12 protein-coding genes are annotated in these 14,504 nt (G+C 62.7%); 7 read left to right on the forward strand and 5 right to left on the reverse strand.

Annotation, left to right across the window (positions count from 1 at the left end; translation table 11 throughout):
- Positions 1–44: 44 nt before the first annotated feature.
- The 3 genes from ACF8GF_RS01770 to pobA form a co-directional block, all read right to left on the reverse strand.
- Positions 45–926, reverse strand: coding sequence for a LysR substrate-binding domain-containing protein (locus tag ACF8GF_RS01770; protein WP_392460912.1), 882 nt, complete (start codon positions 924–926; stop codon positions 45–47).
- 44 nt (positions 927–970) lie between these two features.
- Entirely contained in the window at positions 971–2,761 is a 1,791-nt protein-coding gene (gene ggt / locus ACF8GF_RS01775) for a gamma-glutamyltransferase (protein ID WP_392488344.1), read from the reverse strand.
- Between the two features lie 149 nt (positions 2,762–2,910).
- Entirely contained in the window at positions 2,911–4,098 is a 1,188-nt protein-coding gene (gene pobA, locus ACF8GF_RS01780) for a 4-hydroxybenzoate 3-monooxygenase (protein WP_392488345.1), read from the reverse strand.
- Between the two features lie 172 nt (positions 4,099–4,270).
- On the opposite strand from pobA, the gene ACF8GF_RS01785 reads away from it, so the two are divergent.
- The 3 genes from ACF8GF_RS01785 to ACF8GF_RS01795 all read left to right on the forward strand — a co-directional run bounded on the left by ACF8GF_RS01785 (position 4,271) and on the right by ACF8GF_RS01795 (position 6,542).
- Positions 4,271–5,149: a helix-turn-helix domain-containing protein gene (locus ACF8GF_RS01785; RefSeq protein WP_176683326.1), complete on the forward strand. Its 879-nt coding sequence runs from the start codon at positions 4,271–4,273 to the stop codon at positions 5,147–5,149.
- Between the two features lie 75 nt (positions 5,150–5,224).
- Positions 5,225–5,623 carry a MerR family DNA-binding transcriptional regulator gene (locus ACF8GF_RS01790; protein WP_176683325.1) on the forward strand — a complete coding sequence of 133 codons (399 nt, stop codon included), beginning with the start codon at positions 5,225–5,227 and terminating at the stop codon, positions 5,621–5,623.
- A 19-nt stretch (positions 5,624–5,642) separates the two neighbouring features.
- Complete coding sequence (locus ACF8GF_RS01795) at positions 5,643–6,542, forward strand: hydroxymethylglutaryl-CoA lyase (protein WP_392488346.1); 900 nt, start codon at positions 5,643–5,645, stop codon at positions 6,540–6,542.
- Between the two features lie 532 nt (positions 6,543–7,074).
- Here ACF8GF_RS01795 and ACF8GF_RS01800 read toward each other — a convergent pair.
- A complete protein-coding gene (locus ACF8GF_RS01800) occupies positions 7,075–7,593 on the reverse strand; it encodes an MgtC/SapB family protein (protein WP_176683323.1) in 519 nt (172 codons plus the stop codon).
- Between the two features lie 135 nt (positions 7,594–7,728).
- On the opposite strand from ACF8GF_RS01800, the gene ACF8GF_RS01805 reads away from it, so the two are divergent.
- The 4 genes from ACF8GF_RS01805 (at position 7,729) to ACF8GF_RS01820 (ending at position 13,191) form a co-directional block, all read left to right on the forward strand.
- A complete protein-coding gene (locus ACF8GF_RS01805; protein ID WP_014590732.1) occupies positions 7,729–7,968 on the forward strand; it encodes a DUF3203 family protein in 240 nt (79 codons plus the stop codon).
- Positions 7,969–8,089: 121 nt separating this feature from the next.
- Positions 8,090–9,493 carry a cytochrome c oxidase accessory protein CcoG gene (gene ccoG / locus ACF8GF_RS01810; RefSeq protein ID WP_392488348.1) on the forward strand — a complete coding sequence of 468 codons (1,404 nt, stop codon included), beginning with the start codon at positions 8,090–8,092 and terminating at the stop codon, positions 9,491–9,493.
- A gap of 50 nt (positions 9,494–9,543) precedes the next feature.
- Positions 9,544–10,953, forward strand: a complete 1,410-nt coding sequence (gene mapR, locus ACF8GF_RS01815; RefSeq protein WP_003247831.1) for a GntR family transcriptional regulator MpaR — start codon at positions 9,544–9,546, stop codon at positions 10,951–10,953.
- Positions 10,954–11,124: 171 nt separating this feature from the next.
- Positions 11,125–13,191: a PAS domain-containing protein gene (locus ACF8GF_RS01820; protein WP_176683321.1), complete on the forward strand. Its 2,067-nt coding sequence runs from the start codon at positions 11,125–11,127 to the stop codon at positions 13,189–13,191.
- A gap of 9 nt (positions 13,192–13,200) precedes the next feature.
- Here the strand turns inward: ACF8GF_RS01820 and ACF8GF_RS01825 are convergent, their stop codons facing one another.
- Positions 13,201–13,947 carry an SDR family oxidoreductase gene (locus ACF8GF_RS01825; RefSeq protein ID WP_176683472.1) on the reverse strand — a complete coding sequence of 249 codons (747 nt, stop codon included), beginning with the start codon at positions 13,945–13,947 and terminating at the stop codon, positions 13,201–13,203.
- Positions 13,948–14,504 lie beyond the last annotated feature (557 nt).

Consider the following 14,504-nt stretch of genomic DNA (forward strand, 5'->3'; position numbering starts at 1 on the left):
TGTGTGGGCTTTGGGTCATGTGCAAGCGCATCGCCCACAGATCGTCAGATCCCACCGCCCGCCAGCAACTGTGTCATCACCTCGGCCAACGCCTTGACCATCACATCCGCCGTCGGCCGGTGCACGATGACGATCTCATAGCTGTCGACCTCCGGCAGCCCTTGCCCGGCCCCCAACACCCTGTGCTCGCCGGTGGCCGCCCTGGGCGGCAGCAGGCTGATACCCATGCCATCGGCGACCGCAGCCTGGATGCCACTGAGGCTCGAGCTGGTAAAGCTGATACGCCAGCGCCGGCCCATGCCTTCGATGGCGCTGATCATGTCCTCGCGGTACAGGCCGCGTGGCGGAAAGGTGACCAACGGGATCGGGTCCAGCTCGAAGGCGGGCGTGTGTGCACTGTCAATCCACTGCAGACGCTCTGGCCAGCAGGCCACGCCCTCACGGCTGTTGCGCCGCTGCTTGAGCAGCACCAGGTCAAGCTCGCCATTGTCGTAGGCCTGGCTCAGGTCACGGCACAAGCCACTGGTCACTTCGAGCTTCACTTGTGGGTGCAGCCGGCTGAATGCCGACAGCGCATTGGTGGTACGCCCGCCCACGAAGTCCTCGGGCACGCCAAGCCGTACCGTGGTGCCCACCATCGCCCCGGCCAGGGCTTCAAGCATCTGATCGTTCAGGGCCAGCATGTGCCGGGCATAGCCGAGCAAAGTCTGCCCGGCGTCGGTCGGCAGCACGTCACGGTTGCCCCGCACCAGCAGGCGGTGGCCGACCATGTCTTCCAGGCGGCGCACCTTCTGGCTGATCGTCGACTGGGTCGAATGCAGCCGCGCGGCAGCGGTGGTGAAGCTGCCGCAGTCGGCCACCACGACAATGGCGCGTAGCAGGTCGAGGTCGAACAGGGCCCTATTCGATTTCACGCTGATAGACATCTGGGTATTCAACTACTGAATGGCAAGTCTGCGTTCTATCACGGCTAGTCACCGAGGGCCACTCCTTCCCGCCGAGGATCGGCACCGCCTGACCAACCCTCGCCGCTGCGCTGGATGATCTGCATGCCGCTGGTCATGGTCATCGGTGTCACCTCATGCCCCCACGCTGCCAACTGGCGGATCAGCGCCGGGCTGCTCAGCCCTGCTTCCACTTCGGTGCCGGCATTGCGGCTGCCGAAGTTGGGCAGGCCGGCTGCCTGCTGCGGGTCGAGCTGCCAATCCAGCAGGCCGACCAGTGCCTTGTTCACGTAACCGATGATCTGCGAGCCGCCCGGCGAACCGAGGCTCGCGACAAACTCGCCAGTGGCACGCGAGAACACCAACGTCGGCGCCATGGCCGACAGCGGGCGTTTGCCCGGCTGCACCCGATTGGCCACCGGCTTGCCGTGCTCGTGGGGGATGAACGAGAAGTCGGTCAGCTGATTGTTGAGCAGGAAGCCCTTGACCATCAGGTGCGAGCCAAATGCGGCCTCCACCGAGGTGGTCATGGCCAGGGCCTGGCCGCTGTCATCCACCGCGCTGAGGTGAGAGGTGGAGATGCGCGGTGGCGAGCGGTCGGGCGCAAGCGCCAGGTCCGCTCCTTGCGGCTGGCCCGGACGGGCGCGTTTCATGCTGTGCTCGCCGATCAGCGCCGCGCGGCTGGACAGGTAAGCAGAATCGGTCAGGGCCTTGACCGGGACCGGCACGTAGTCGCTGTCGGCCAGGTACTGAGCGCGGTCGGCGTAGGCCAGGCGCTCGGCCTCGGCGATCAGGTGCACGGCCAACGGCGGGGCTTCCAGGCGGGCCGGAGACGAGGTAGTCAGCGGTCGCAACGCTGCCAGGTCGCGTTGCGGCGCGGTGCGCTGCACGGCTTCGAGCAGACCCAAGGTCTGCAGGACGGTCACCCCACCCGATGAGGGCGGCGGCATGCCGCAGATCCGCCAGGCCTTGTAGGGACCGCACAACGGCTCGCGCTCCTTGGCCTGGTAGCGCTGCAAGTCCTGCAACGACAGATACCCGGCATTGGCATGGCCGCGCACCTTGGCGACGATGGCTTCGGCAATTTCACCGCTGTAGAACACCTCGGGCCCCTGTGCGGCGATCTGCTCCAAGGTCTGTGCCAACTCAGGGTTGCGCAGGAGCGTACCCACTGCCAGCGGCCTGCCCTGTTCATCCAGGAAGTAACGGGCCATTGCGGGTGAGCGGGCAATGTAGGGGTCCCCGGCCACTAGCGTGTGCAGGCGCTCGGAAACCGCGAAGCCGTTGCGTGCCAAGGCGATGGCCGGGGCGAACAGGGCGTGCCAGGGCAACTTGCCGTGCTGCTCGTGGGCCTGTTTCAGGGCACGCAGCACCCCGGGCACGCCCACCGAACGCCCACCGATCTGGGCTGCCCGGAACGGCATGGGGGTGCCATCGGCATGCAGGAACAGCGCTTCCGTCACCGCCGCAGGTGCAGCCTCACGCCCGTCGAATGCCTGCACGCGCTTGCCATCCCAGTACAGGATGAACGCCCCGCCGCCGATCCCGCTGGACTGTGGCTCGACCAGCGTCAGTACCATTTGCATGGCAATGGCGGCGTCAATCGCACTGCCGCCGGCACGCAGCATCGCCCGCCCCGCTTCACTGGCCAGCGGGTTGGCTGCGGCGACCATGTGCCGGCTGGCGTGCACCGGCTGCAAACCGCTACGGTAGCCGGAGGCCAGTTCCGGTGGTGCGGGTAATACCTGGTCGGCACCGGCCCAGTTACTGGTAACCAGCAGGCACAGAGCGCCGATCAGCGGGGTGGGATATTTCATCGTCATGCATCCTGCCATCACCTATTCAGCGAAGCACTGTCGGTCATACGCAGTCTTGACTTCAAGCCTTGGTGTATTACCGGCAAGCCATTCGCTGACCAATGCAGCCCTTGCTCTCTGCGTGATTGCCAGGTTTGCGCAATGACAGATCAGGTCACTTCTTCGAACGGCAGCCCCACATAGTTCTCGGCAATGTTCACCAGCCCCGCCGGCGAGGTCAGGAAGTACTCGCGGTCAGCTTCCTGCATCTTCTGGTCCCAGGCATCCTTGTGACTGCCGAAGTCATGCAGCAGTTGGGTCATGAACCAACTGAAGCGCTCGCCCTTCCAGACGCGGCGCAGTGCCAGCGGCGAGTATTGCGCAAGCAGGTCGACGCGCCCTTCGTGGTACATCTTGACCAGAATGCGGTACAGGTAGTTGACGTCCGAGGCCGCCAGGTTAAGGCCTTTGGCACCGGTGGGGGGGACGATGTGCGCTGCGTCCCCCACCAGGAACAGGTGACCATACTGCATGGGTTCGACCACCAGGCTACGCAGCGGCGCAATACTTTTTTCCAACGCGGGGCCTGTGACCAGGTCCGCCGCTACCTCGGCGGGTAAACGGGCTTTCAGTTCGTCCCAGAAACGCTCGTCAGACCACTCCTCGACCCGATCCTGCAAAGGTACCTGCAGGTAGTAGCGGCTGCGTGTTTGCGAGCGTTGGCTACACAACGCGAAACCGCGCTCATGGTGGGCGTAGATCAGCTCGTGATTGACCGGTGGTGTGTCCGACAGCAGGCCCAGCCAGCCAAACGGGTAAACCCGCTCATACTGCTTCAGCACGCCCTCCGGGATGCTCTGCCGCGAGATGCCGTGAAAGCCATCGCAGCCGGCGATATAGTCGCAGTCAACCCGCTGCACCCGGCCATCCTTTTCGAAGGTCAGGTAAGGCTTCTCGCCTTTCAGTTCATGCGGCTGAACGTTGGCGGCTGAATAAATGATCGGCGCACCACTGGCTTCGCGGGCCTGCATCAGGTCACGGGTGACTTCGGTCTGCCCGTAGACCATCACCGTCTTGCCGCCGGTCAGGGCTTTGAGATCCAGACGTTGGCGGCGCCCGCCAACCAGCAGTTCGACACCCTCGTGCACCAGGCCTTCACGGTCCATGCGCTCGGCCACGCCGGCCTCGCGCAGCAGGTCGACCGTGCCTTGCTCCAGCACCCCGGCGCGGATGCGGCCTAGTACGTACTCGGCGGTCTGGCGTTCGACGATGATGTTATCGATACCGGCCTTGTGCAGCAGCTGGCCCAGCAGCAGGCCAGACGGACCTGCACCAATAATTGCAACCTGAGTTTTCATTGTTGTTGTCTCTGTTCGGACGATACCGGCCCGGAACTGGCAGCGGGGCGGCATCTGCTGTTAGGGTTTGCCATTGCATTTTTACTGGCAGAAAACGCTTCTTAAGTGTGCTATTCCATAAAAAACCTGCACTTTTACGAAAAGCGTTCGATTAACGGACAGGTCAGCCCAGATGAAATCCACCCTCCCCGGCGTCCCGTTGTTCAAGCTGTATGGCGAAAATCAGGCCTGGCCCGGTACCGACCTGCTGCACTGCGAATCGATCCCGGCGCGCAGCCGCCTGCATCACTGGGAGATCAAGCCGCACCAGCATGCCGAGCTGTTCCAGCTGCTGTATGTACAGCGGGGTCAGGCACAGGTGGAGATCGAGGGGATGCGCAGTGCCATCGGCGAAGCGGCGATCCAGGTAGTGCCGCCGATGACCGTGCATGGTTTTCGCTTCAGCGCCGACATCCAGGGCTATGTACTGACCTTTGGTACCGCCCTTGTAGCGAACCTGGAACAGCGCCTGGGCGCGCCACTGACGGTGCTGGCCCAGCCAGCGTGTTACCCCCTGGGCCATGACCGCGTGCACCTGCGCAGCCTGGTCGACACCTTGCAGCGGGAGTACCAGGGCAATGCCCCGGCTCGCGCGGCGATGCTCGAAGCGTTGGTGACCGCGCTGATGGTGTGGATCAGCCGCCGCCAGCAGCTAGGGCTGGCGCCGCGTAACCGCGATGAACGTGACCGCCTGTTGCTGGGGCAGTACTTGCGCCTGGTCGAAGCGCATTACCGCGAGCATCTGTCGGTTGAAGACTATGCCGCGCGGCTGAATGTTCCGAGCTTGCAACTGAACCAGCTGTGCCGGACGCTGAGCGGCCAGACTGCGTTGCAGGTGGTGCACCAGCGGTTGTTGCTGGAGGCGCGACGCAACCTGATCTACACGCGGATGAGCATCGGGCAGTTGTCGGACAGCCTGGGGTTTACCGACCCGACCTACTTCGCCCGGTGGTTCAAGCGCTTGAGTGGGCAAACGCCCAATGGGTATCGCAGATCGGGGTTGTCTGAATAATCCATACCGGCCTCTTCTTGACGTATACGTCAACCTGCCCTCAGGATATCCGCACACCCCACGCCGAGCCCGAGCATGAGCACTCAGACCTACAGCATCTCCGACCTGTCCCGCGAGCTGGACATCACCACCCGCGCTATCCGCTTCTACGAAGAACAGGGCCTGCTCAGCCCTGAGCGTCGTGGCCTGGAACGCATCTACTCACCGCGCGACAAGGTCAGCCTGAAGCTCATCCTGCGCGGCAAGCGCATCGGCTTTTCCCTGGCCGAGTGCCGCGAGCTGATCGAACTGTACGACCCCACCAGCGGCAACCTCAAACAGCTCAACAGCATGCTGGCGAAGATCGCCGAGCGCCGCGCCCAGCTGGAGCAGCAGATGCTGGACATTCACCAGATGCAACTGGAACTGGATACCGCCCAGGAGCGCTGCGAACAAGCCCTGGCCGCCACCCTGAACAACAAAGACCACCGCTGAACGCCACAGGAAATCCGCCATGTCCTTGCCTAAACACGTCCGCCTGGTCGAAGTCGGCCCCCGCGACGGCCTGCAGAACGAAGCCCAGCCCATCAGCGTCGCCGACAAGGTGCGCCTGGTCAACGACCTCACCGAAGCAGGCCTGGCCTATATAGAAGTGGGCAGTTTCGTGTCCCCCAAGTGGGTGCCACAGATGGCCGGCTCTGCCGAGGTATTCGCCGGCATCCAGCAGCGCCCCGGTGTGACGTATGCCGCGCTGGCGCCGAACCTGCGCGGTTTCGAGGACGCCCTGGCTGCGGGGGTCAAGGAAGTAGCGGTATTCGCTGCAGCCTCCGAAGCGTTCTCGCAACGCAACATCAATTGCTCGATCAGCGAGAGCCTCAAGCGCTTCGAACCCATCATGGACGCTGCGCGCAGCCACGGCGTGCGCGTGCGCGGGTATGTGTCATGCGTGCTCGGCTGCCCTTATGAGGGCAAGGTCAGCGCCGAGCAGGTGGCCCCGGTGGCCCGCGCCCTGCACGACATGGGCTGCTATGAGGTTTCGCTGGGTGACACCATCGGCACCGGTACTGCAGGTGACACCAGGCGCCTGTTCGAGGTGGTGTCGGCCCAGGTGCCGCGCGAGCAGTTGGCCGGACACTTCCATGACACTTACGGCCAGGCCCTGGCCAACGTCTATGCCAGCCTGCTTGAAGGCATCAGCGTGTTCGACAGCTCGGTAGCCGGGTTGGGCGGCTGCCCTTACGCCAAGGGTGCTACCGGCAATATCGCCAGCGAGGACGTTGTGTACCTGCTGCAAGGGCTTGGCATTGAGACCGGCATCGACCTGGGCCGGCTGATAGCCGCCGGCCAGCGCATCAGCAGCGTGCTGGGCCGCGACAATGGGTCGCGGGTAGCGCGGGCGTGTAGCGCTAAATAGGTCACACGGGTGTCACATCGGTGTGGGTGAAGTGTTACCTCCCGCACATTTCACAGCAAAAAATCGGGTAACAGGGAAACAAATCGGCAGAATTTCAGGCTGGGTGGTGTCGACCAAAATTCTTAACTCATTGATTTTAAAGGGTTTTCAAAAGTTGGCACGCACCCTGCTATATCTCTGGTACAACAACAAAAAAAACGCGATACCCAATAAAAACAACAGGTAACGGCTCTGACATAACAAGAACAACACGGCAGAGGCGTAGCAAGCAGATTTTTTTGGAGTCGACACGCTTTTCAGGGGTTCGCCCCGCGGGCTGGCACAGAACAATAAAACTACCTCAAGGTAGCGGCAGCCAGGTTCGGATCAGCGATGATGACAGCAGGTCAGCGCTCAAAAAAATACGTTTGCTCTTGACCCCGCATGGGGGTCGCCCGCAGCACCAGGACAAGCCGACAAAAACAACAAAAGGCCGGTCCCAATAATAAAAAAAGAGCAGGCAACAACGCTTTGAGGGGAGCTTCGGCTCCCCTCAGTGCTTCCTGCCCTCTTCCTCCTCTTGCTTCTCCTCATCCTGCCCTTCGACCTTTTCCACCATCAACGGCATCGTGCCCAGTACCAGCAGGGCCAGTACCGTGCTGATCAGCGCCGTGGCTTCGCGTCCCATGCCGGCCGCCGTACCGATGGCAGCCGTCATCCATAGCCCGGCAGCGGTCGTCAGGCCTTTCACATGGCTGGTGTCCTGGCCGTTACCCTTCAGAATGGTACCCGCACCGAGAAACCCGATACCGGCAACGATGCCTTGGATCACCCGGCTTAGCGCCTGGTCATCGGCCCCTGCCATGCTGGGTGACAGCATGAACAGGGCGGCGCCCAGCGAGACCAGCATGTGGGTACGCACCCCGGCAGACTTGCCCTTGTGTTCACGCTCGAAGCCCAGTATTGCGCCAAGCACAGCAGCCATCAGCAAGCGCACAAGGATTTGCGTGACCTCGCGCTCATCGGTGACATCGGCGAATTCGGCCTGGATTGCTTGCCAGATGACATCCATCGCGGTGCTCCCCTGCCTGAGCATGTGTTTTCAGGTTGACCTCTGCACGCAATGCAAAGTGCCGCTCAGCCTGCTGATGCAGCAACTGGCCCCTGACCGCGGTCCACCCTGTAACCACCCCAGGAGGACCCCACCATGCCCATTGAAATCGACGAAACCACCCGCCGCTGCACACTGATCGGCGAAGACCTGCGCATCGAGGGCGAAGGCCCGGACATCGAGATCATCACCGACGAGCAGTTGCGCATGTCGGTGGCCATTCTGGCCGGCCAACGCGTGCCCATTACCGAAACCGAGGCCGATGCACTGACCGTGGCGGGTGCGGTGGATAGCCGCAGGCATCTGAAGGCCAGCGCGCCAGGCTCGGTGATATGAGGCCTGGCGGGGCTACGCGGCAAATCTGATATGGTTTTTATCGTAAAATCTGAACCTGTGCTGATAACAGCTTCAGCGCCATAGTGCTCATGCCTGATCGAGGCCTGATGAGCACCGAACCATGAACGATAGAATCCCTTTTACAGAGATCGCCACCGCCCCAGCCAGCATCCAAGCACGACGCACCGACAGCGGTATCCATACCCGCAGCTTTACCGGGTTTTACCGTAACCTGCGCATCGGCTTTTCCGGCGCCCTGTTCGTGCTGTTCTTCGGCACGGCCTGGCTGAACTGGAACGGCCGCCAAGCCGTACTGTGGGACCTGGGAAACAGCAAGTTCCATATCTTCGGCGCCACCTTCTGGCCACAGGACTTCATCCTGCTGTCGGCGCTGCTGATCATCTGTGCCTTTGGCCTGTTCGCCATCACCGTCTACGCCGGGCGTGTCTGGTGCGGTTACAGTTGCCCGCAAAGTACCTGGACCTGGCTGTTCATGTGGTGCGAAAAGGTTACCGAGGGCGACCGCAACCAGCGCATCAAGCTGGCCGCGGCGCCCTGGAGCCTGAACAAACTGGCCCGCCGCACGCTCAAGCACAGCCTGTGGTTGGCCATTGGCGTGCTCACGGGGCTGACCTTCGTCGGCTACTTCACCCCGATCCGGCCACTGGCCGCAGAATTGCTCAGCTTGCAACTGGGCGGTGTGGCACTGTTCTGGGTGCTGTTCTTCACGGCCGCTACCTACATCAATGCCGGCCTGCTGCGTGAAGCGGTGTGCCTGCACATGTGCCCGTATGCGCGCTTCCAGAGCGTGATGTTCGACAAGGACACCCTGGCGGTCGCTTACGACCCGCGCCGTGGCGAGGCCCGTGGTCCGCGTAAGAAAGGCAGTGATGTCGGTGCCCAGGGACTGGGCGACTGCATCGATTGCACGCTGTGCGTGCAGGTGTGTCCCACCGGCATCGACATTCGTGATGGTTTGCAGATGGCTTGCATCGGCTGTGCCGCGTGCATCGACGCCTGTGACGGGGTAATGGACAAGATGGGGTATGCCCGCGGCCTGATTGGCTACAAGTCCGAGCACAGCCTGCAAGGCGGTACCACTCACTGGCTGCGCCCGCGCCTGCTGGGCTACGCTGCCGCGCTGCTGGTCATGATCGGGGCACTGGTGATGGCCCTGCAACTGCGCCCGATGGTATCGCTGGATGTGATCAAGGACCGCGGCCTGTTCCGCGAAAACGCCCAAGGCCAGATCGAGAACATTTACCTGCTGAAGGTCATCAACAAGACCGAACGTACCCAGCACTATCAATTGCGCCTGCTGGACGCTGACGGTTTCACCCTGCAGGGCAATAACGCACTGGTCATCCCTGCTGGCGAAATGAGCGAACTGCCGGTGTCGGTGGCGATGCTCGCCGAGCGCCCGACCAGCAGCTCGCAGACGCTGAGCTTTGAAATCAGCGAGCGTGACGACCCCGCTATCCGCAGCGTGGCGCACAGTCGCTTCGTCGCCCCGATGAACCGCTGATCCCTTACACTCACGCCACCTTGCCTGCCAGGCTTCGACAGAAGACCAGAATGAAACGCTACGAACGCTTCGCCGATGACATTGCCGAACTGATCCGCTCCGGGGTGCTGGGCCCCGGCCAGCGCGTGCCGTCCGTGCGCTACGCCAGCCAGACCCACGGGGTCAGCCCGTCCACCGTGTTCCAGGCCTATTACCTGCTGGAACGGCGCGGGCTGATCCGGGCCCGGCCGCGCTCCGGGTATTTCGTCAACGCCCACGTTCCGCGCCAGTTCAGCGAGCCGCAGGCGCTGCAGCCGGTGAGCGAGTCTACCGATGTCGACGTTAGCGCCTTGGTATTTTCGATCCTCGACTCGATCAAGGACCCCAACACCATTGCCTTCGGTTCTGCCTTCCCCAGCCCTGAACTGTTCCCGCTGCAACGCCTGTCGCGCTCACTGGCCAGCGCCAGCCGCAGCATGGACCCACGCATGGTGGTGACCGATCTGTCCCCGGGCAACCCTCAGCTGCGCCGGCAGATAGCCCTGCGCTATATGGTCGGTGGGTTGATGCTGCCGATGGAGGAGCTGCTGATCACCAACGGCGCACTGGAGGCCCTGAACCTGTGCCTGCAGGCAGTGACCCAGCCGGGCGACCTGGTAGCCATCGAGGCCCCCGCCTTCTATGCCTGCCTGCAGGTGCTGGAGCGGCTCAAGCTCAAGGCCGTGGAAATCCCCGTGCACCCGCGCGAGGGCATGGACCTCGGGGTGCTGGCGCAGACCCTGGAGAAGCACCCGGTAAAAGCCGTATGGTGCATGACCAACTTCCAGAATCCTGTAGGTGCAAGCATGCCGGAGGCCAAGAAACAGGCGCTGGTGGAGTTGCTGGCGCGCCATCAGGTGCCATTGATCGAAGACGACGTGTACGCCGAGCTGTACTACTCGCAACAGGCGCCCAAACCCGCCAAGGCCTTCGATACCCAGGGCCTGGTCATGCACTGCGGCTCGTTCGCCAAAAGCCTGGCGCCGGGCTATCGCATTGGCTGGGTGGCCGCTGGGCGCTTTGCGCAGAAGATCGAGCGTTTGAAGCTGATGACCTCCCTTTGTGCCTCCATGCCGGCCCAGGCAGCCATCGCCGACTACCTGCAACACGGCGGCTACGACCGCCACCTGCGCAAGCTGCGCTACGCCCTGGAGGGCCAGCAGGCCAACATGCTGGCAGCCATCGCCCGCCACTTCCCGGCGCAGACACGGGTCAGCCAGCCCTCCGGCGGTTACTTCCTGTGGCTGGAACTGCCCGAGCAGATGGATGCCCTCAAGCTGTTCCACATGGCCCTGGCCCAAGGCATCAGCATCGCGCCAGGGCCAATTTTTTCGCCCACCCGACGCTTCGGCAATTGCATCCGCCTGAATTACGGCAGCCCTTGGCATGACGGCGCCGAACAGGCCATGGAAACCCTCGGGCGGATCATTCGCTCGTTCTGATAGCGAGGCGCCCGACACGCGCACCGAGTTGCTGGCCAAGCCCTTCGATCTGCAAGCACTTGCCCAAGTGCTTGAACGGTTGCTGGGGAGCACTGCCCAGTCGCACTGAGCGGCTATTCGCCTGCAGGTGAACACGTTAAAGTCTGGATTTTTCAGTTGCCGGACGCAGGCATGCCTTCTCGTGACCTGAACTCACTGCGCCAACAAGTCGAAGACCTCCAGCGACAGAACACGCTGCTGGAGCAACGGCTTGCAAGCCTCCAGGGGCACGGCCAGGACTTCTATCGCTCACTGTTCGACACCATGGACGAAGGCTTCTGCATTATCGAATTCTTCGACGGCCCCCATGGCCCGCTGAGTGACTACGTGCATGTGCTGGCCAACGCAGCTTATGCCAAACACGCCGGCATCCCCAACGTGGTCGGGCAAAAACTGCGCGAGATGGTGCCTGATGAGGCAGATGACTGGGTGGCCCGCTATGGCGCGGTGCTTCGCACCGGTGAACCGCTGCACTTCGAGCAGGAACTGGTTGCTACCGGCCGTGTGCTGTCAGTGACCACTTTTCGCATAGAGCCTGCCGAGAAACGCCAGGTAGCGGTATTGTTCAAGGATGTCACCGAACGCCGGCGTGCAGAGCAGGCCCTTCAGCGCCTTAACGAAGAGCTCGAACAGCGGGTGACTGCCGCACTGGCGGAGCGCCGCTTGTTTGCCGAGCTGGTCGATCACAGTGTGGTCAATGTGCATGTGGTCGACAGGGACCTGCGCTGGCTGGCTGTCAATCGCCAGGCCAAGCATGACTTCCACCTGCTGTACGGGAGGACACCCGAAATCGGCGACTACCTGCCCGGGTTGTTCGAGGATGGCACCGCCGACCAGACGCCAATTCTGCCGATGTGGCAGCGCGCCCTGGCTGGCGAGCAGTTCATCGAGATCGGCACCTTTGGCAAGCCCCCCGTGCTGCGCCATTATGAGCTGCGCTTCAACGCCTTGCGCGATTCAGAAGGCGAGGTACAGGGCGCGTTTCTGTTCGCCTATGACATCAGTGAGCGAGTGCAGGAGCAGGAACGCTTGGCCAAGGCCGAAGCGGCGCTGCGCCAGGCACAGAAGATGGAGGCCGTAGGCCAGCTCAGTGGCGGCATTGCCCACGACTTCAACAATTTGCTGGGTGGCATCCTTGGCGCCCAGGAGCTGATGCGGCAACGCCTGGACCAGTCACGCTTCGACGCCCTGGCGCCCTTGCTGGAGCTGTCCAACAGCGCGGCGCAGCGGGCCTCGTCGCTGGTGCATCGGCTGCTGGCGTTCTCCCGCCAGCAGACCCTGCAACCCTGCTCCACGCAAGTGGCCACCTTGGTGGCCGACATGGAAGACCTTCTGCGCCGCACCATCGGCCCGGCGATTACCCTGAGCAGCCGCTTCGCCAGCCAGCTGTGGCCGACCTTCATCGACCCTCCACAACTGGAAAGCGCCCTGCTCAACCTATGCATCAACGCGCGTGATGCCATGCCTGCCGGTGGTGTGATCGAGATCATTGGCGACAACCTGCAGCTTGACGACGAGCAGGCCCTGGCACTGGAACTGCCGGCCAGGGAGTACGTGCGCCTGAGCATCGTCGACAACGGTAGCGGCATGTCGGCTGACGTCGTCGAGCGCGCAGTCGAGCCGTTCTTCACCACCAAGCCGATGGGCCAGGGCACCGGCCTGGGGCTGTCCATGACTTATGGCTTCGTGCGTCAGTCGGGCGGGCAATTACGGGTGCTTTCGGTGCCTGGCGAGGGGACCCGTATCGAACTGCTGTTACCCCGCCACCACGCGCCAGCCCAGACGCCAATCAGCAAACCGCAGCGCGTGCCTTCGCGAAGAAGTGGCGAGACTGCAAAACGCATTCTGTTGGTTGAAGACCAGACCGCCTTGCGCCTGGTGATCGGCGAAGTGCTGGAAGAGCTGGGCTATCGGGTGGACGCCTTCGAGAACGGTCCGACTGCTCTCGCCCACCTGCAAAGTGGCGAACGGCCAGACTTGCTGCTGAGCGATGTCGGCCTGCCTGGCGGCCTGAATGGCCGCCAGGTAGCCGAACGCTGCCGTGAGCGCTACCCGGACCTCAAGGTGCTGTTGATCACCGGCTACGATGAGAGCGCGGCGCTCAGCGACGGCCAACCGCTGCAAGGTACGCTGGTGTTGACCAAACCGTTCGAACTGGAAGCACTGGCGGAGCGGGTTCGCGAGTTGCTGGAGACTTGACGGGCGCGCTCAGCGCCCGCCGCCCAGGTCGATGAAGCTGCCGGTGGCATAGGAGGCTTTGTCCGAAAGCAACCAGAGGATGGCCTCGGCCACTTCCTCGGGATGCCCCCCTCGGCCCATGGGCAAGCCAGATTCAAGCTTGCTGACGCGGTCCGGATCACCAGAAAGCGCATGGAAACCGGTATGGATATAGCCCGGTCGTACGCCATTGACGCGCACGCCCTCGCCTGCCACTTCTTTGGCCAGGCCGATGGTGAAGGTGTCGAGCGCGCCCTTGGAGGCGGCATAGTCGACATATTCATTGGGCGAACCCAGGCGTGCGGCTACCGATGATACGTTGACGATGGATCCGCCTTGCCCGCCATGCTGGCGCGCCATGCGCCGCAGAGCGTGCTTGGCGCAGAGCATGGGGCCGACGACGTTGGTCTTCATGACGTTCAGCAGCCGGAACTCGGACATGTCCTCGACCCTGCTCTGCTGGCCGATGGTGCCGGCGTTGTTGACCAGTGCGGTGACCGGGCCGAGCTCATCGTCGACGCGCAGGAACAGTTGGATGATTTCATCCTCGACGCTGACGTCGGCGCGCACCGCGATGGCCTCGGCGCCCAGGGCGCGGACCTGGCTGAGGATGGTTTCGGCGGCCTGGTCATCGGCGTGATAGTTGATGCAGATGCGGTAGCCCTGGCGGGCGGCCAGCAGCGCAGTAGCGGCGCCGATGCCGCGGCTGCCGCCGGTGATGACGATGACGTTCTCCATGGGTTTGCCAATGGTTTTGGGGAGGGAGCATCGACAATAGGCGAAATGGCGCTGCGTTGGAATGACGAAGATCAGCACAGCCAACCCTCTGCTGTTGATGTAGCTGTTGATCTGGCTTTTGATCTGGCTGTTGATCTGGCTTTTGATGTGGCTTTTGATCTGGCTTTTGATCTTGATCTTGATCTTCGCGACTTCAGGAGGCCGAACGCAGGCCTTGCGGAGGCAGGTGACGGGCATGGATGCCCGTCAAGCGCTGAGGCCCCAGGATGGGGCCTTCGGCGCGGTCCTGCCGGGAGCAAGGCCGGAGTGAGGGGACCCCGGAGCGCAGCGCAGGGGCCGGATGATGGGAGCGCAGCGTTTTTTGGTTACTTTTTGTCGCGTTTGACAAAAAGTGACTCGCCGTAAGGGCGAAAAGGTGAGTCAGTGTCGCCATCGCGAATGGACGGTTCGCTGAGTCAAAACAGACGAATTTGCTTCTTGCTTCTTGGATGTGGGCATTCATATCGAGTAGGTATTCATTCACGCAGGTGGCGCATAGTCACCTTTCCGCCCTTACG

Source organism: Pseudomonas sp. yb_5, from assembly GCF_043103865.1.
Classification (GTDB): Bacteria; Pseudomonadota; Gammaproteobacteria; order Pseudomonadales; family Pseudomonadaceae; genus Aquipseudomonas; species Aquipseudomonas putida_Y.

Excerpts from the sequence above, each read along its gene's own strand:
- ACF8GF_RS01770 (WP_392460912.1), bottom strand. The coding sequence starts at position 926 with ATGTCTATCAGCGTGAAATCGAATAGGGCCCTGTTCGACCTCGACCTG.
- ggt (WP_392488344.1), bottom strand. The coding sequence starts at position 2,761 with ATGAAATATCCCACCCCGCTGATCGGCGCTCTGTGCCTGCTGGTTACC.
- pobA (WP_392488345.1), bottom strand. The coding sequence starts at position 4,098 with ATGAAAACTCAGGTTGCAATTATTGGTGCAGGTCCGTCTGGCCTGCTG.
- ACF8GF_RS01785 (WP_176683326.1), top strand. The coding sequence starts at position 4,271 with ATGAAATCCACCCTCCCCGGCGTCCCGTTGTTCAAGCTGTATGGCGAA.
- ACF8GF_RS01790 (WP_176683325.1), top strand. The coding sequence starts at position 5,225 with ATGAGCACTCAGACCTACAGCATCTCCGACCTGTCCCGCGAGCTGGAC.
- ACF8GF_RS01795 (WP_392488346.1), top strand. The coding sequence starts at position 5,643 with ATGTCCTTGCCTAAACACGTCCGCCTGGTCGAAGTCGGCCCCCGCGAC.
- ACF8GF_RS01800 (WP_176683323.1), bottom strand. The coding sequence starts at position 7,593 with ATGGATGTCATCTGGCAAGCAATCCAGGCCGAATTCGCCGATGTCACC.
- ACF8GF_RS01805 (WP_014590732.1), top strand. The coding sequence starts at position 7,729 with ATGCCCATTGAAATCGACGAAACCACCCGCCGCTGCACACTGATCGGC.
- ccoG (WP_392488348.1), top strand. The coding sequence starts at position 8,090 with ATGAACGATAGAATCCCTTTTACAGAGATCGCCACCGCCCCAGCCAGC.
- mapR (WP_003247831.1), top strand. The coding sequence starts at position 9,544 with ATGAAACGCTACGAACGCTTCGCCGATGACATTGCCGAACTGATCCGC.
- ACF8GF_RS01820 (WP_176683321.1), top strand. The coding sequence starts at position 11,125 with ATGCCTTCTCGTGACCTGAACTCACTGCGCCAACAAGTCGAAGACCTC.
- ACF8GF_RS01825 (WP_176683472.1), bottom strand. The coding sequence starts at position 13,947 with ATGGAGAACGTCATCGTCATCACCGGCGGCAGCCGCGGCATCGGCGCC.